Origin of the sequence: Micromonospora sp. S-DT3-3-22 (assembly GCF_015354745.1) — a bacterium.
Classification (GTDB): Bacteria; Actinomycetota; Actinomycetes; order Mycobacteriales; family Micromonosporaceae; genus Micromonospora; species Micromonospora wenchangensis.
The window spans coordinates 1-16,699 of the sequence record NZ_JACGMO010000101.1 but is presented as its reverse complement, the minus strand read 5'-3'; the positions used below and the strand labels follow the sequence as shown (position 1 = coordinate 16,699).

13 protein-coding genes are annotated in these 16,699 nt (G+C 74.2%); 5 read left to right on the top strand and 8 right to left on the bottom strand.

Annotated elements, in window-relative coordinates; translation table 11 throughout:
- The first annotated feature begins 20 nt into the window (after positions 1-20).
- Positions 21-1,370 carry a hypothetical protein gene (locus H1A17_RS24950; protein WP_194823030.1) on the top strand — a complete coding sequence of 450 codons (1,350 nt, stop codon included), beginning with the start codon at positions 21-23 and terminating at the stop codon, positions 1,368-1,370.
- Between the two features lie 272 nt (positions 1,371-1,642).
- Here H1A17_RS24950 and H1A17_RS24945 read toward each other — a convergent pair whose 3' ends face one another.
- The 3 genes from H1A17_RS24945 to H1A17_RS24935 all read right to left on the bottom strand — a co-directional run bounded on the left by H1A17_RS24945 (position 1,643) and on the right by H1A17_RS24935 (position 5,775).
- Entirely contained in the window at positions 1,643-3,337 is a 1,695-nt protein-coding gene (locus H1A17_RS24945; protein WP_240762283.1) for a PucR family transcriptional regulator, read from the bottom strand.
- 114 nt (positions 3,338-3,451) lie between these two features.
- Entirely contained in the window at positions 3,452-4,903 is a 1,452-nt protein-coding gene (gene argG, locus H1A17_RS24940; RefSeq protein ID WP_145920793.1) for an argininosuccinate synthase, read from the bottom strand.
- A gap of 56 nt (positions 4,904-4,959) precedes the next feature.
- Entirely contained in the window at positions 4,960-5,775 is an 816-nt protein-coding gene (locus tag H1A17_RS24935; protein ID WP_145920794.1) for an RNA methyltransferase, read from the bottom strand.
- A 153-nt stretch (positions 5,776-5,928) separates the two neighbouring features.
- On the opposite strand from H1A17_RS24935, the gene H1A17_RS24930 reads away from it, so the two are divergent.
- Positions 5,929-7,767 carry a thiamine pyrophosphate-requiring protein gene (locus H1A17_RS24930; RefSeq protein WP_194823029.1) on the top strand — a complete coding sequence of 613 codons (1,839 nt, stop codon included), beginning with the start codon at positions 5,929-5,931 and terminating at the stop codon, positions 7,765-7,767.
- 192 nt (positions 7,768-7,959) lie between these two features.
- Positions 7,960-8,565: a thymidylate kinase gene (locus H1A17_RS24925; protein ID WP_194823028.1), complete on the top strand. Its 606-nt coding sequence runs from the start codon at positions 7,960-7,962 to the stop codon at positions 8,563-8,565.
- 123 nt (positions 8,566-8,688) lie between these two features.
- Here H1A17_RS24925 and H1A17_RS24920 read toward each other — a convergent pair whose 3' ends face one another.
- From H1A17_RS24920 to H1A17_RS24905, 4 genes are all read right to left on the bottom strand, one after another.
- Positions 8,689-10,920 (bottom strand): transglycosylase domain-containing protein, encoded by a 2,232-nt coding sequence (locus H1A17_RS24920; RefSeq protein ID WP_194823027.1) that lies wholly within the window; start codon positions 10,918-10,920, stop codon positions 8,689-8,691.
- A 190-nt stretch (positions 10,921-11,110) separates the two neighbouring features.
- Complete coding sequence (locus H1A17_RS24915) at positions 11,111-11,872, bottom strand: hypothetical protein (protein ID WP_145920798.1); 762 nt, start codon at positions 11,870-11,872, stop codon at positions 11,111-11,113.
- Positions 11,873-12,080: 208 nt separating this feature from the next.
- Positions 12,081-13,187 (bottom strand): SPFH domain-containing protein, encoded by a 1,107-nt coding sequence (locus tag H1A17_RS24910; protein ID WP_145920799.1) that lies wholly within the window; start codon positions 13,185-13,187, stop codon positions 12,081-12,083.
- A 4-nt stretch (positions 13,188-13,191) separates the two neighbouring features.
- The gene (locus H1A17_RS24905) at positions 13,192-13,665 is read right to left on the bottom strand and encodes an NfeD family protein (protein WP_145920800.1); all 474 of its coding nucleotides are present in this window, start codon (positions 13,663-13,665) and stop codon (positions 13,192-13,194) included.
- Between the two features lie 94 nt (positions 13,666-13,759).
- Between H1A17_RS24905 and H1A17_RS24900 the strand changes: the two genes are divergently transcribed.
- Positions 13,760-15,073, top strand: a complete 1,314-nt coding sequence (locus H1A17_RS24900) for a serine hydrolase (RefSeq protein ID WP_194823026.1) — start codon at positions 13,760-13,762, stop codon at positions 15,071-15,073.
- Positions 15,074-15,100: 27 nt separating this feature from the next.
- On the opposite strand, the gene H1A17_RS24895 is transcribed toward H1A17_RS24900, so the two are convergent.
- On the bottom strand, positions 15,101-15,913 hold the full coding sequence (locus H1A17_RS24895) for a DUF3097 domain-containing protein (RefSeq protein ID WP_145920802.1): 813 nt from the start codon (positions 15,911-15,913) through the stop codon (positions 15,101-15,103).
- Between the two features lie 232 nt (positions 15,914-16,145).
- Between H1A17_RS24895 and H1A17_RS24890 the strand changes: the two genes are divergently transcribed.
- Positions 16,146-16,699 (top strand): hypothetical protein (locus H1A17_RS24890; RefSeq protein ID WP_194823025.1); only part of this gene is annotated, 554 nt, incomplete at its 3' end.

Below are 16,699 nucleotides of genomic sequence, written 5' to 3'. Positions count from 1 at the left end.
ACCAGGGCCTAGTATGGCGTGTGCCCAACGAGCAGCTCCGGCGGATGGACGCCTTCACCTTCCCGTCGTACTCGTTCGACCCCGCCACCGGCGCGGCGTCGTTCGACTACCTCCTGACCGGCCCCGACGGCGAGCAGCGGTTCACCGAGGTGATCACGCTGCCGGTGCCGGCCACGCCACCGTCGGAGGAGACGCTGGCCACCCTGGGCCGGGTCCTGGAACTGCTGCACGTGGTGGCCGGGGTCAGCTACTACAAGGCCGCCGCCCCGCCGCGCCTGGTGCTGCCGACGCCGCTGGGCGGGGCCGCCACCGCGCTGGTCACCGCCGTCTACACCAAGGGCCTCGCCGAGTACGCCTACCGCAACCAGCTCCCGCACGTGCTGGAGCTGCGTCCCGAGGTGCCGGCCGGTGAGGTCCCGCCACCCCGGGTGTACGACGACTCCGACCGGCGACCGCTGTCGGCTGTCGGCGGCGGCAAGGACTCCATCGTCAGCCTGGAGGCGCTGCGCCGGGGCGGCTTCGACCCGGTGCCGTTCTCGGTCAACCCCAACCACGTGATCGTCGCGGTGAACGAGGCGTCCGGGCTGCCGGCGCTGGCCGCCCGGCGACGGCTCGACCCGGTGCTGTTCGACCTGAACGCCGCCGGGGCGCGCAACGGCCACATCCCGGTCACCGCGATCAACTCGCTGATCGCGGTCGCCACCGCCGTGCTGCACGGGCTGGGGCCGGTGGTGATGTCCAACGAGCGGTCCGCGTCCGACCCGAACCTGATCTGGAACGGTCACGAGATCAACCACCAGTGGTCCAAGGGGGTCGAGGCCGAGGGGCTGCTGCGGGCGGCGCTGGCCGGGCACGCGGGGCTCACCGAGCCGTACTTCTCGTTGCTGCGCCCACTGTCGGAGCTGCACATCGCCCGGCTGTTCGCCACCATCGACCGCTACGACGCGGTGGTGACCAGCTGCAACGCCGCGTTCAAGCTGCGTGACGCCAGCGCCCGCTGGTGCCGCGACTGCCCGAAGTGCCGCTTCGTGTTCCTCGCCATGGCCCCGTTCATGACCCGGGAGCGGGTGGTCGGCATCTTCGGCGGCGACCTGCTGGCCGACGAGGCGCAGGTCCCCGGCTACCGGGAACTGCTCGGCGTGGACGGGCACAAGCCGTTCGAGTGCGTCGGCGAGGTGGAGGAGTCGGTGGTGGCGTTGAGCCTGCTGGCCGCCCAGGACCAGTGGCGGGACGCCCCGGTGGTCCGCGCCCTGGTCGACGCGGTCCCCGCCGCCGCCTGGTCGACGGCGGCCACCTCCGACGTCTTCACCCCGGCCGGCCCCCACCACGTCCCCGCCGCCTACGCCAAAACCCTGGACGCCCTGGCCTGAGCCCCCCACTCCCCCACTCCCACCCGCCCGCCTCACCCACCTCACCCGGCCTCCATCGCCCCGGTGATCAAGAGGTTCGCGTCACCGGGGCGGCGGATCCTGACGCCAACCTCTTGATCACGGTGAACGTGCCGGCCGCTCGGGCCGTGATCAAGAGGTTCGCGTCACCTGGACGACGGATTCTGACGTATTCCTCTTGATCACCGGGGACAGGCGGGGACAGGCCGGACGGGAGGGCGGGCAGACGCGGGGCGCGGCGGAGGGGAGGCGGGTCAGGGGGTGCGGATGGCGTCGAGGGCCAGGATGGCGACGTGCAGGGACAGGCAGGCTTCGACCGAGTCGAGGTCGACGCCGAGGATGCGGCCGATCCGGGCCAGCCGTTCGTAGAAGGCCGGTCGGGACAGGTGCGCGGCGACCGCACCGGCCGACTTGTTGCGGCCCTGCTCCAGGTAGGCGCGCAGGGTGCCGAGCAGTTGCTCCCGGGGATGCTGGGCGTCGTGGGCCAGCAGCGCGCCGAGTTCCCGTTCGACGAACGTCTGCAACCGGGGCTCGTCGCGCAGCAGGTGCAGCAGGCCGGCCAGCCCGACGTGCGGCAGCCGGAAGACCGGCAGGTCACGGCTGTCCCGGCGGGCGGCCTCGGCGACCTGGCGGGCCTCGACCAGCGAGCGGCGTACCTCCCGCAGGCTCGCCACCCCGGACCCGGCGGCGACGAGCACGCGCGCCGGCTGGTCGGCGTGGCGGCGGCGCAGCGCGGCGGCGAACGCGGCCAGCGCGCGGTCCTCGGCGGCGGCCTCCGGCAGGGCGAGCAGGACCCCCACCGCCTGGTCGTCGACGGGGCTGGTCAGCCCGGTCAGCTTCGCCTCCCGTAGCGCCTGGCCGACCGCCTCGGCGAGGTCACGCAGCCGGGCCGGGCCGGCCTCGGCGGCGTCGGCCGGGCCGCTCTCGCCCGGTCCGGCGTGCTCGGCCGCGGTGTCACGGCGGAGCCGGACCATGACGCCGATCAGGTGCCGACGTTCCAGGGGCACCCCCAGCGCCCGCGCCCGCAACGCGATCTCGTCCACCGGGCGGGAGTGGTCGAGCAGGGCGGTGAGCAGCGTGTGGTGCAGTTGCCGTTCCAGCCCCTCGGCGTCGCGGCGGATCAGCCGGCCCAGCGCCAGGGTGGAGGCGGCCCGTTCCACCAGGATGGTCAGCCGGGTGGGCGGCGTGCCGACGGGCCGGCCGTCGCCGAGGCCCGCCCGCGCCGGCCAGCGCAGCAGCAGCCGACCCCAGTCCTGTCCGCGCGCGCCGACGGTCGTGACCAGCCAGCCGCTGTCGCTGTCGTACGCGGTGCGCCCGGCGGGACGCAGCCGTCGGGAGTGCTGCTCCCAGCCGTCCAGCAGCAGTTCGGCGTTCTCCCCCGCCGGGTCGTAGGCGAGCACCTGCCGCGACAGGTTCTCCAGCACCACCGGGCAGCCGGCCAGCGCGGCGGCCTGCCGGACCACCTCGGCGGCCCCGGCGCCCTCGACGGACAGGTCGGTGAAGCGTTGATGGATCTCCTCGGCGGCCCGCAGCTCGTGCAGTTGGGCGTCGACGATCAGGGCGTGCACCGCCTCGGTGATCCGCACGAACGGGGTGGCCCGGCGCAGCTCGACCAGGGGCAGCCCGCGCCGGGCGGCGGCCACGGCCATCACCCGGGGCACCTCGGTCGGGTAGCGGCGGCCCAGTTCGACCACGAGCCCGGAGACACCCACCGCGACCAGGTCGCCGATGAAGGCGCGTAGTCCGGCGTCGTCGGCGGGCAGCCCGATGCCGGTGGTGAGCACGAGTTCGCCCCCGCCGAGCAGGGTGGCGATGTCGGGCACCTCCGCCACGTGCACCCAGCGCACCGGGCGGTCCAGGCCGGCCTCCCCGGCGACCAGCCGGGGCGCGCCGCGACGGACCGGGTCCAGCGCGAGCACCTCACGGACGGTAGGGAACACGGGCGACACGCTACCCTCGGTGACCCCGGGTCCCGCCATCCACCGTCCGTCGCCGCTCCCGACGACGACGAGGGCGGCCCCACCGGCCGGGGCGGTGACCCGTCCCGGCCGGTGACGCGACGGTCAGTCGACGCCGAACTCCATCGCGGCCCGGTCGAGGGCCTCGTCGTCGGCGGTGGCGACGCCCCGGGAGGCGATGGCCTCCGCGCCGCCCTGCGGCATCGCCCCGATCAGTCCGGTCGAGGCGGCCTGTGCCGCGCCGACCGCCCGCTGCGGGGCCGCGCCGCCGACCAGGCCGAGGGTGGCGTACTGCTCCAGCTTGGCCCGCGAGTCGGCGATGTCGAGGTTACGCATGGTGAGCTGGCCGATCCGGTCGGACGGGCCGAAGGCCGAGTCCTCGGTACGCTCCATCGACAGCTTGTCCGGGTGGTAGCTGAACGCGGGGCCGGTGGTGTCGAGGATCGAGTAGTCCTCGCCCCGGCGCAGCCGCAGGGTCACCTCGCCGCTGACCGCGGTGCCGACCCAGCGCTGCAACGACTCGCGCAGCATCAGCGCCTGCGGGTCGAGCCAGCGGCCCTCGTACATCAGCCGGCCGAGGCGACGGCCCTCGTGGTGGTAGTTCGCCAGGGTGTCCTCGTTGTGGATGGCGTTGACCAGCCGCTCGTACGCGGCGTGCAGCAGCGCCATGCCGGGTGCCTCGTAGATGCCCCGGCTCTTGGCCTCGATGATCCGGTTCTCGATCTGGTCGGACATGCCCAGGCCGTGCCGGCCGCCGATGGCGTTGGCCTCCAGCACCAGGTCGACGGGGCTGCCGAACTCCTTGCCGTTGATCGTCACGGGGCGGCCCTGGTCGAAGCCGATGGTGACGTCCTCGGTGGGGATCTCCACGGACGGGTCCCAGAACCGGACCCCCATGATCGGGCTGACCGTCTCGATGCCGGTGTCGAGGTGCTCCAGGGTCTTGGCCTCGTGGGTGGCGCCCCAGATGTTGGCGTCGGTGGAGTACGCCTTCTCGGTGCTGTCCCGGTAGGGCAGGCCGCGTTCCAGCAGCCACTCCGACATCTCCTTGCGGCCACCGAGTTCGGTGACGAAGTCGGTGTCCAGCCACGGCTTGTAGATCCGCAGTTGCGGGTTGGCCAGCAGGCCGTAGCGGTAGAACCGCTCGATGTCGTTGCCCTTGAAGGTCGAGCCGTCGCCCCAGATCTGCACGTCGTCGGAGATCATCGCCCGGACGAGCAGGGTCCCGGTCACCGCCCGGCCCAGCGGGGTGGTGTTGAAGTAGGCCCGGCCGCCGGAGCGGATGTGGAAGGCGCCGCAGGTCAGCGCGGCGAGGCCCTCCTCGACCAGGGCGGCGCGGCAGTCGACCAGGCGGGCGACCTCGGCGCCGTAGCTGAGCGCACGGCCGGGCACCGAGTCGATGTCGGGCTCGTCGTACTGGCCGATGTCGGCGGTGTAGGCGCACGGGACGGCGCCCTTGTCGCGCATCCACGCGACCGCGACCGAGGTGTCGAGGCCGCCGGAGAAGGCGATGCCGACACGTTCGCCGATGGGCAGGGAGGTGAGAACCTTGGACACAGGGAAGATTATGCACCTGCCCGCATTCTCATGCAAATAGCCGGTGGTCGTGGTGGCTACCCGTCGGCCGGGTCGCCGCGCCCCAGTTCCCAGAACGCCACCGCCGCCGCGGCGGCCACGTTCAACGAGTCCACGCCGCGCCGCATCGGGATCACCACCCGCACGTCGCTGGCCGCCTGCGCCGCCCCGGTCAGGCCGGGGCCCTCCGCCCCCAGCAGCAACGCCGCCCGCGCCCGCTGCGCCGGGGTCAACCGCTGCACCGGTACGGCGTCCGCCGCCGGCGTCATCGCGAGCACCGTGAAACCCGCCGCGCGTACCTCGTCCAGGCCGACCGGCCAGCGTTCCAGCTTCGCGTACGGCACCGCGAACACCTCGCCCATGCTGACCCGCACGCTGCGCCGGTACAGCGGATCGGCGCAGGACGGCGAAAGCAGCACCGCGTCGATACCGAGCGCGGCGGCCCCCCGGAAGATCGCCCCGAGGTTGGTGTGGTTGTTGATGTCCTCCAGGACCACCACCCGGCGGGCGGCGGCCAGCACCTCGGCGGCCGTGGGCAGGGGCTTGCGGTGGAACGAGGCGAGCACGCCCCGGTGGACGTGGAAGCCGGTCGCCTTCTCCAGCACGTCGGGGGTGGCCGCGTAGACCGGGGCGTCCCCGGTGTCCAGGTCGGCGAGCTGGTCGACCCGCTTCGCGTCGACCAGGTACGACCGGGCCGGATAGCCGGCCCGCAACGCCCGTCGCAGCACCAGCTCCCCCTCCGCGATGAACAGCCCGTGCGGGGGTTCCCAGCGGGTACGCAGCTCGACGTCGGTCAACGCCCGGTAGTCGGCGATCCGGGCGTCGTCGGGGTCGGTGATCTCGTGTACGGGCACCGCCCGATTCTGCCCGTCCCCCGGCCGGCACCTGCGGGGCGGTCCGGCGGCACCGCCCGCCGGGCCACGGTCGGTTTTCCGGGCCGGCCGGGTTTCCCGGGTCGTGGCGCGGGAAGGGGGCGGGAAAGGGACGCGACCGGAGGGACCACCACGATGAGCGCAGCGGGCACCACCGACGGCCGGTTGCCGAGGAACGCCACGGTCGCCGACCACATCGTGGACCGCCTCGCCGAGTGGGGGGTGCACCGCTACTTCGGCTACCCGGGCGACGGCATCAACGCGATGACCTCCGCCCTGCAACGGGCCGGCGACCGGGTGGAGTTCGTCCAGGTGCGCCACGAGGAGACCGCCGGCTTCGCCGCCAGCGCCCACGTCAAGTACGGCGGCGGCCCCCTCGGCTGTGCCCTGGCGACCAGCGGCCCCGGCGCGATCCACCTGCTCAACGGCCTCTACGACGCCAAGCTCGACCACCAGCCGGTGGTGGCCCTGGTCGGCAACACCGCGCTCACCGCCGAGGGGGGCGGCTACTACCAGGAGGTCGACCTGCTCGCCCTCTACAAGGACGTGGCCGGGGACTTCCTGGCCCAGCTCGACGACCCGTCCCAGGTGCGGCACCTGGTGGACCGGGCCTGCCGCACCGCGCTGTCCCGCCGGACGGTGACCGCGCTGGTGCTCCCGCTGGACGTGCAGGACGAGCCGGCGGTGCCGGACCCGCCGCACGCGCACGGCTACTACCACACCAGCGCGGCCCCCAGCAGCACGCCGACGGTGCCGCCGGAGGCGGACCTGCGCCGCGCCGCCGAGGTGCTGCGCGGCGGCGAGAAGGTGGCGATGCTGGTCGGGCAGGGCGCGCTCGGCGCCGAACGGGAGGTACGCCTGATCGCCGACCGGCTGGGCGCCGGGGTGGCCGCCGCGCTGCTCGGCTTCACCGCCGTGGACCACCGCGAGCCCTGGGTGACCGGGGCCATCGGCCTGCTCGGCACCCGGCCGAGCTGGCAGCTCATGCAGGAGTGCGACCGGCTGCTGATCGTCGGCAGCAACATGCCGTACTCGGAGTTCTATCCGCCGCAGGGGCAGGCCCGCGCGGTGCAGATCGACCTGGACGGCACCCGGATGGGGCTGCGGTACCCGACGGAGGTCAACCTGACCGGCGACGCCGGGCCGACCCTGCGGGCGCTGCTGCGGGAGCTGGGCGACGGCCCCGCCCCGACCGCCTGGCGGGCGACCATCGCCGACGCCACCTCGGGGTGGCGGCAGGCCCAGGCGGAGCTGGCCGGGCAGCCCGCGCACCCGGTGAACCCGCAACTGCTGTTCCACACCCTCAACGACGCGCTGCCCGACGACGCGATGATCGCGGTGGACTGCGGCACCGCCACCGCCTGGTACGCCCGCCACCTCCAGCTCCGCCCCGGCATGCTGGCCAGCCTCTCCGGCACCCTGCTGTCGATGGGCGGGGCGATGCCGTACGCCCTGGCCGCGAAGTTCGCCCACCCGGACCGCCCGGTGGTGGCGTTGATCGGCGACGGGGCGATGCAGATGAACGGGGTCAACGAGTTGATCACCGTGGCGAAGAACTGGCGGCACTGGGCCGACCCGCGTTTCGTGGTGCTGGTGCTCAACAACCGGGATCTGGCGTTCGTCAGCTGGGAGCAGCGCTCCACCGAGGGCACCCCGCGCTATCCGGCCAGCCAGGACCTGCCGGATGTGGCGTACCACCGGTGGGCCGAGGTGCTGGGCCTCGACGGTGAGCTGGTCGACTCCCCCGACCAGGTCGCCGGCCTGTGGCGGCGGGCGCTGACCGCCGACCGTCCGGTGGTGGTGAACGCGATGGTCGACCCGGCGGAACTGATGCTGCCCCCGCACTTCACCCTCGACCAGGCCCGCAAGACGGCGGCGGCACTGCTGCGCGGCGACACCGACCGGGCCGGCATCGTCCGCCGGGGCATCCCGGCCACCCTGGCCACCTACCGCCCCCGCCGCCGGAACCGCTGACCCCCACCACCCGCCCCGGCCCGGCCCGGTTGCTGCTCGCGATGTCGCCGGAACAGCGGTATCAGACGGGCCGGACACCACTGTTACGGCGACACTGAGTCGATCATGGAGCGACCGGTCGGACCAGGGCTAGGCGACGGGCCGGGCCGGGCGACGGGCGGTCGGTTGCCCCGGAGCATTAGCGTGCCCGGGGTGGGACGGTCGACGATGGTGGCGCTGGTGGGGGTGGACGGGTCCGGCAAGTCGACCCAGGCCAGGGCCCTGGCCCGGCGGCTGACCTCGGTGGGCGTGCCGGCGGTCTACCTGGAGAACGCCGGCGGCCGGCCGCTGTGGAACCGGCTGGCGCAGGCCGTGGGCCACCGCGACGGCGTGCACCTGTTCGGCCGGCGCTGCTATCCGCTGCTGGAGGCGACGGTGCGCTGGCTGGCGCTGGCCCGCGCGGTGGCGGTCACCCGGCTGACCGGGCGGGTCGGGGTGATGGACCGCTGGACCTGGTGCCAATACGTGATCATGCGGGCCCGGGGTGACCGGGGCGTCCGCCTGGTGCGCGCCGCGTACGCCGTCTTTCCGAAGCCCGACCTGGTCTGCTTCCTGGCGGTCACCCCGGAGCTGGCCCGACGGCGGGTGCTGGCCCGGGGCATCGACACCGAGGAGTTGGCGCACCTGACCGCGCTGGACGCCGGCTACCGGGCGCTGCCCGGGTTCGCCGACTTCACCGTGCTCGACGGCGACGCCGACCCGGTGACGGTGGCCGCCGCCCTGGACCGGGCGGTCGCGGCCGTCACCGCCCGGCGATAGGCCCGCCGGCCCGACTCGCCATGTCAGCGGAACGGCGGTATCAAGCGAAGCGGACACCGCCGTTCCGGCGACATTGTGTCGACCATGGAGCCTCCGGTCGGGCCGGGGCCGGGCAGCAGCGGGTCAGCCCCGGCGGTTCTGGAGCCAGCGGAGCAGGTCCGAGGGGAAGTTCTGGTCCTCCTGCTCCGGGGCGCGGGGGGACGGGCGGGGCGTCGGGCGTTGCGGGTCGCCGGCGAGTTCCCGGCTGGGGGCGGTGAAGTCACGGACCGGCTGGCCGTCCACGGCGGTACGGATGGTCCGGGCGACCGCGGTGATCACCTCACCCTGCACGGCCGCGCCGACCGCGTCGCCCGGGTCGTCGGGGTTGGCGGCGATGCCGGCGACCGCGACCTGCGGGGTGAACCCGACGAAGGTCTCGGTGGCGTTCCTCTCCGAGCTGCCGGTCTTGCCGGCCACCGGGCGGCCGACGATCCGGTCCACCCCACCGGCGGTGCTGCCGTTGCACTGCCCGTACGCCGACTGCTGGCCGACCGGGCAGCGGGCCGCGTCGGTGGCCGCCCGCGCCACGTCCGCCGACAGCACCTGCCTGCAGGCCGGCTGGCCGACCGGCACGGTCGAGCCGTCCGGGCCGGTCACCGACACCACCGGCGTCGGCGCGCAGTACGTCCCCTCGGCGGCCACCGTCGCGTAGGCGTTGGCCAGGTCGAGCGGGGTGGTGGCGGACACCCCGAGGGTGAACGCCCCCCAGTTGTCGGCGTCGTGCGCGGCGAGGTCGGCGTCGGTCCGGGCCCGGAAGGTGATCCCGAGGCGCTGCGCCATCTCCACCACCTTGGCCGGGCCGACCTGCTCCTCCAGCCAGACGAAGTAGGTGTTCACCGAACGGCCGAAGCCGTCCCACATCATCCGGTAGCCGTCCATCCGCGCCGGGTTGGCGTTCGCCGGGCACCACCTGCCGCCGCAGGAGGCCTCACCCTCGGCGGGGAAGCGGGTGGTCAGCCGGCTCGGCGAGTCGAACCCGGTGGACAGGGTCCGACCGTTCTCCAACGCGGCCAGCATGGTGAACAGCTTGAACGTCGAACCGGCCTGGTAGCCGGTGATGCTGCCGCCGCCGGAAACCAGCGGGTTGACGGTCTGCCCGTCGCCCACCCCGTACTCGCGGTTGACGGCCAGGGCGAGCACCCGGCCGGTGCCGGGCTCGACGGCGGCGATCGGCAGCGCGCGGGCGTCGTCGGCGGGGTAGACCTTGCGGGCCTCGGCGGCGGCGGTGGCCTGGACGTCCGGGTCGAGGGAGGTGACCACCGTGTAGCCGCCCCGGCGCAGCGCCTGCTCCCGCTCCTGCGCGGTCGCCCCGAAGGCGGGCTGCTCCAGCCACCAGCGGCGCAGGTAGTCGCAGAAGAAGCCGGCGTCGGCGGTGACCGTGGCGGTGCAGCCGTTGGGCTGGGCGGTGGGGTGCAGGGTCAACTGCTCGGCGCGCGCCTGGTCGGCCTCGGCGGCGGTGATCGCGCCGGTGGCGACCATCGAGTCGAGCACGTATCCGCGTCGCTCCAGGGCCGCCTCCCGGTCCCCGTCGATCGGGCTGTACGCGTCGGGCGACTGGACCAGGCCGGCGAGCAGCGCCGACTCGGCGAGCGTCAGGTCGGCCGGCGACTTGCCGAAGTAGCGCTGGCTGGCGGCGGCGACCCCGTACGCCCCGGAGCCGAAGTAGGCGATGTTGAGGTAGCGGTTGAGGATCTCGTCCTTGCTGAGCGTCTTCTCCAGTTCGGTGGCGTACCGGATCTCCTGGAGCTTGCGCCCGACGGTCTGCTCGGTGGCCGCCTGCCGTTCCTCGGCGGTCCGGCTGGGGTCGCTCTTGAGCACGTTGCGCACGTACTGCATGGTGAGCGTAGAGCCGCCCTGGGCGGTGCCGCCGCCGGTGACGTTGGCGACCAGGGCCCTCGCCATGCCGCGCAGGTCGGCCCCGCCGTGGGAGTAGAAGCGGCGGTCCTCGGCGGCGACGATCGCCTGCCGCAGCGTCGGGGCGATCTCGGCCAGCGGCACGTCGGTGCGGTTGACGTCGTAGAACGTGGTCAGCAGCGTCCTGCCGTCGTTGGCGTAGAGGTAGGAGCGCTGCGGGGTGGCCGGGGTCCGCAGTGCCGCCGGCAGGTCGTCGAACGCCCCGAGCACCGCCTTGGTGGCGATGCCGGCGAGCAGGTTGCCCGGCAGCGCGGCGACCGCGAGGACCAGCCCGGCCAGCAGGCCGGCGAGCAGCACGGTGAGCAGCCGCGTCAGCGGCGTCCGGGGTGAGGACATGGGCGCAAGCATTGCCACCGCACCGGCCAGCGGCCCACTCCGCCACCGGATTGTCAGGTAACTCACCGTGACCTGCCAGCGACTTCCCCGTCCCGCTGCCCTGCCGTCCCCGTCCGTCCGGTCCATCCCGTCTCTCCCCCCGGCTCGGTGATCAAGAGGTTTGGGCGCGTCCCGTCCGGATTCCTGACCCGAACCTCTTGATCACCGGGGCGGGCCGGGCGCGGCGCGGCGCGGCCGGGGCGGGGCGCGGGCGGGGTCAGGGGGTGGTGACGCTGGCGGTGGCGGCGTCGCGGGCGATGGTGGCCGGGACGAGGCGGCCGGAGCGGTAGCCGATGCCGATGCCGGCGACCAGCACGAAGATCGCCCCGAAGGTCTGCACCGGGCCGACCAGCGCGCCGCCGAGGCCGAGCAGGGGAGCGGCGATCATCAGCATCACCCCGTCGCCGATCGCGAACGCCCCGGACCGGGCCACCGCCCAGCCGGTGAGCAGCCAGCCGGCGGTGTAACCGGTGGCGCCGAGCAGCACCAGCATCCGGGCGGTGGTGCCGAAGACGGGGGTCTGCGCGGCCAGGCCGGCGAAGGGCAGCATCAGCACCGTACCGCCGATGCTGGTCAGCAGGCCGGCCACCGCGCTCCGCCGGCTGCGGGTGGCCGCGAGCAGGCCGGTGAGCGCGAGCAGGGCGAGCAGGCCCAGCCAGATCGCCGCCACCCAGCCGAGCAGGTAGAGCGGCTGGCCGTCGGCCGGGTAGGGGTCGTTGCCGACCCCGCCGTCGCTGGACATCGCCACCGTGCCGTAGAGCACCGCGTAGGCGGGCAGCAGCCATACTGCGGCGCGGGCCAGCCGGCGTAGCGACCAGGCCCAACTGGCGTCGGTGGCCGGCGCGGCCGGCCCGGGGTCGCCGACGAAGGGCAGCACCCCGAAGCCGCCGCCGGTGCGCCGGGTGCCCAGCGGCCCGGCCGGGTCGTGTGCGCCGGGAACGGGGGTACGGGAGAACAGCCGCTGCGCCGGATCCTTCATGCCTCACCTCGTCGCTCCGCCGGGCGACGCCGGCTGCCTGCACGGGCGGGCCGCGGGGCCCTCACCCGTCTACGGCGACGGGTGGCACGGAACGCGTCGACGCCCCGGGCCTGACCACCACCCGTCCCTCAGGACCGATCGTGGCAGGCGCCGGGGCGCCGGATGAGCGTTTCTCACATTTGCCGCCCGGCTCCGGGCGGCGGCGGGGTCAGGCCCGTTCGCGCTGGTCGGCCGGGTCCTGGACCAGGCTGGCCGGGGAGACCGGCTCGGGCGCCGGCAGCCCCTTCGGCACGTTGCCGCCGGTGGCCTGCGCCTCGGCGACGCGGACCTCGTCGTGGATCTGCTGGGCGGCGCTGGCCGCCGCCTGGGCCGCCTCGGCGGCCTCCCGCTCGACCTCGCTGGCGGTGCGCTTCGCCTCGGGGGCCGGCTCGTCGCCGACCATCCGGCTCAGCCCGCCCAGCGCGCCACCCATGCCCTCCAGGGCCTTGGTCAGCTCGGCCGGGACGATCCAGACCTTGTTGGCCGTGCCGTTGGCGATCTGCGGCAGCGCCTGGAGGTACTGGTAGGCCAGCACCTTCTGGCTCGGGTTCGCGGTGTGGATCGCGTCGAAGACCGTCCGGATCGCCTTCGCCTGGCCCTCGGCCTGGAGGATGCGGGCCTGCCGGTCACCGTCGGCGCGCAGCACCGCCGCCTGCTTCTCACCCTCGGCGGTGAGGATCTGCGACTGCTTGTGCCCCTCGGCGTTGAGGATGGCGGCCCGACGGTCCCGCTCGGCGCGCATCTGCTTCTCCATCGAGTCGCGGATGCTCGGCGGCGGCTCGATCGCCTTGATCTCCACCCGGGTGACCTTGATGCCCCACCGGCCGGTGGTCTCGTCGAGCACGCCGGAGAGGTGCCGGTTGATCTCCTCGCGGCTGGTCAGCGCCCGCTCCAGGTCGAGCGAGCCGATCACGTTACGCAACGTGGTGACGGTGAGCTGCTCGATCGCCTGGATGAAGTTGGCGATCTCGTAGGTCGCCCGGACCGAGTCGACCACCTTGTAGTAGAGGACGGTGTCGATCGACACCACCAGGTTGTCGGAGGTGATCACCGGCTGCGGCGGGAAACTGACCACCTGCTCCCGCATGTCGACCTTGGTACGCACCGCGTCGACAAACGGGACCAGCAGGTTCAGGCCCGGGTTCAGGGTGCTCTTGTACTTGCCGAGCCGCTCCACCACGTCCTGACGCTGCTGCGGCACGATCCGCACCGCCTTGGCCAGCGTCACCACTATGATCAACGCTACGGCCACCAACAGGACCGCTACAAATTCCATACCGTCACCTTTTCGCTTCCGGCAACTCGCCGGGGGAGGAAATGTCGTCCTGCCACACCAGGGCGGTCGCGCCCTGGACCTTTATCACCTGCACCCGGGCACCGGGCGCGAAGGTCTGCGTCGCGTCGTACGGGCGTGCCGTCCACAACTCGCCGTCGATCTTCACCATGCCCTGCTCGGCATCGACCTGCTCGATCACCAGGGCGGTGGCGCCCTCCAGCGCCTGCACCCCGAACGGCTGCTCGCCGCTGTCCACCGACGGCCGCATGTGCCGGCGGATGGTCGGCCGGGCGAGCGCCACCGTCAGCGCCGACACCACGGCGAAGACCACCGCCTGCACGGCGACGGGCGCACCCAGCGCGGCGGCCCCGGCGGCGGCGAACGCGCCGACCGCGAACATGATCAGAAACAGCGTCGTCGTGAAGATCTCGGCGACGGCCAACAGCACACCCAGCACGATCCACACCACGGCGTCCACCCCTCGATCGTGACACGTCCACGCGAATCCACCCACTTCTGATGATCAGTAAGCTCGGTTCAGGCCCGAACCGACCCCCGCGAAGGAGCCGATGGTGACCCTGCTCGCCGAGACCGCCCGCCGGATCGACGCCCTCGTGGCGCAGGCGCAGGCCACCGGCCGCACCCCCTCGGTGGCGCTGGGGATCGTCCGGGACGGCACCCTGGTCCACCTGGCCACCGCCGGTGACCACCCACGCCCCGACGCCGACCTGCAGTACCGGCTCGGCTCGATCACCAAGACCATGACCGCCACGCTGGTCATGCGGGAACGCGACGCCGGGCGGCTCGCCCTGGACGACCCGCTGGAGCGGCACCTGCCCGGCACCCCGGTCGGCGCGCTCACCCTGCGCCAACTCCTCGGCCACGCCAGCGGCCTGCACCGCGAGCCCGACGGCCCGTGGTGGGAACGGACCGAGGGCACCGACCTGGCCACCCTGGTCGCCGGCCTCACCCCGGACAAGCTCGGCCACCCGGCGCTACGCGGCTACCACTACTCCAATCTGGCGTACGGGCTGCTCGGCGGGGTGCTGGAGCGGATCACCGGGACCCCCTGGGCGCGACTGCTCACCGAACGCGTCCTCGACCCGCTGGGCCTGCGCCGCACCACCTACCACGCCACCGAGCCGTACGCCCGGGGCTACGTGGTGCACCCGTGGCACGACACGCTGCGGGAGGAGCCGCGTACCGACACCGGGGCGATGGCTCCCGCCGGGCAGCTCTGGTCGACGGTGACCGACCTCGCCCGCTGGGCGGCGTTCCTGGCCGACCCCACCGACGAGGTGCTGGCCGCCGACACCCTCACCGAGATGTGCACCCCGGTGATGCTCAACGACCTGGACTCCTGGCGCGGCGGGCACGGCCTGGGGCTGGAGCTGTACCGCGACGGCGACCGGGTGTACGTGGGCCACGGCGGCTCGATGCCCGGCTACGTGGCCGCCCTCACCGTGCACCGGCCCAGCCGGACCGCCGTGGTCGGCTTCGCCAACTCGTACGGCTTCCGCACCGGGCACATCGGTGGGCTGGCCCGGCAGCTGCTCACCCTGGTCCTGGACGCCGAGCCGACCCCGGTCGCGCCCTGGCGGCCGGCGTCCGCGCCACCGGCGGCGGAACTGGCCGAGCTGACCGGCCGCTGGTGGTGGATGGGCATCGAGTACGAGGTCCGGGCCGACCCGGCCGGCGAGTTGTGGGCCGGCCGGCCCGGCAACCCGACGCTGCGGTTCACCCCGCAGGGCCCGGACCGCTGGCGGGGTCGCTCGGGCGAGCAGGACGGCGAGATCCTCGCCGTGCTGCGCGACCCGGCCGGGCGGGCGGTGGGGCTGGACATCGGCACCTTCGTCTTCACCCGCACCCCCGACCAGGAACCCTGACCGGGCCGGGCGGGCCGGCGGTGGGTGTCAGTCGGGTTCGGTGACGAAGTCGATCAGGCGTTCCATCGCGTTGATCAGCGGGGTCTCGACGTCGGCGAAGCTGTCCACCCGGGACAGGATGCGCCGCCACAGGTCGGCCGGCTCGGCCACCCCGAGGGCCGCGCAGACACCCTCCTTCCACGGCCGGCCCGGCGGCACCACCGGCCAGGCCCGGATGCCCACCGCGGCCGGCTTGACCGCCTGCCACACGTCCACGTACGGGTGGCCGGTGACCAGCACGTACGGGGAGTCCACCCGGGCCACGATCCGGCTCTCCTTGGAGCCGGGCACCAGGTGGTCGACGAGCACCCCGAGCCGGCGTCCGGGGCCGGGGGCGAACCCGCGCACCTCGGCGTCGAGGGCGTCGATGCCGTCCAGCGGCTCCACCACCACGCCCTCGATCCGCAGGTCGTCGCCCCAGATCCGCTCCACCAGGGCGGCGTCGTGCACGCCCTCGACCCAGATCCGGCTGGCCTTGGCCACCCGCGCCCGCACGTCGGCCACGGCGATCGACCCGGAGGCGGTCCGGCGACGGGCGGCGGGCACCGGGGCGCGGGCCGGCCGGCGCAGGGTCACCGGTTCCCCGTCGAGCAGGAACGCGGCGGGCAGCAGCGGGAAGACCCGCCGCCGGCCGTGCCGGTCCTCCAGCACCACCGCCGACGCCTCGAACCCGACCACGGCGCCGCAGAACCCCGAGTCGGCGTCCTCCACCACGAGATCCGGTTCGGCGTCGACCTCGGGGGTGACCCTGCGCCGCCGCCAGTCGCCCGCCAGCACGTCCTCGCCGTATCGCCCCGCCATGCCGATCACGCTAACCCCCGTCGCGCCCCGGCACCTCCCGACGCGCCCGCCCCGACCCGCCGGCCGCACGGGCCGGGCCGGCGGGTGCCCGGGCAGCCGGGTACGTGACCCCGCCACAGCGGGCCGTGACCACCTGCCCGCAGGGCCCGCCACCTGCGGTGGTGGGCGGACCGGACAGCCGACGATCCGGCAGTCGAGACAGGGGCGGCGGGGAGCACGTACCCTTTTCGGCATGTCCTCCCCCGCAACGGGCGCGGCCACCCTGGCCGCGCGCCGGTCGAGCCGTTTCGTGGCCTGGGTACGCGCCTGGCGGGCCGGCCTGGTGCCCTTCGACGAGGTCGCCGAGTCGGTCGCCGGCGACGAGGAGCACCTGGTCGCCGACGCGCCGGGCACCTGGCGGGACGTGCCGCTGCGCGAGGCCCTGCCGGCGCTGGCCAAGCTCTCCCCCGACGAGATCCGGTTGGTGCTGCCCGCGCCGGGCGACCCGCGCGGGCTGCCCGGTCCGGGCGACTTCGCCGGTGCGGCGCTGCTCGCCGGGGAGGCCGTGGTGGCCGGGGCGCTCGGGCTGATCCCCGAGGTGCGCACCCACACCTCCGGCTCCGGGATGACCTGGGAGACGGTGCTGTGGCGGGTCTACCCGCTGCCGGCCGACGCGGCCCAGGCGTCGCTGACCGCGCCGGGGGCCGCCGAGGCGGAGGCGGAACTCGCCACCGCGCTGGCCGAGTCCACCGCCGCGCTGACCCGGCTCGACGTGGCCCAGTGGCGGCCCGAGCTGGCCGGGGCGCT

Excerpts from the sequence above, each read along its gene's own strand:
- H1A17_RS24910 (WP_145920799.1), bottom strand. The coding sequence starts at position 13,187 with ATGGAATTTGTAGCGGTCCTGTTGGTGGCCGTAGCGTTGATCATAGTG.
- H1A17_RS24915 (WP_145920798.1), bottom strand. The coding sequence starts at position 11,872 with ATGAAGGATCCGGCGCAGCGGCTGTTCTCCCGTACCCCCGTTCCCGGC.
- H1A17_RS24930 (WP_194823029.1), top strand. The coding sequence starts at position 5,929 with ATGAGCGCAGCGGGCACCACCGACGGCCGGTTGCCGAGGAACGCCACG.
- H1A17_RS24895 (WP_145920802.1), bottom strand. The coding sequence starts at position 15,913 with ATGGCGGGGCGATACGGCGAGGACGTGCTGGCGGGCGACTGGCGGCGG.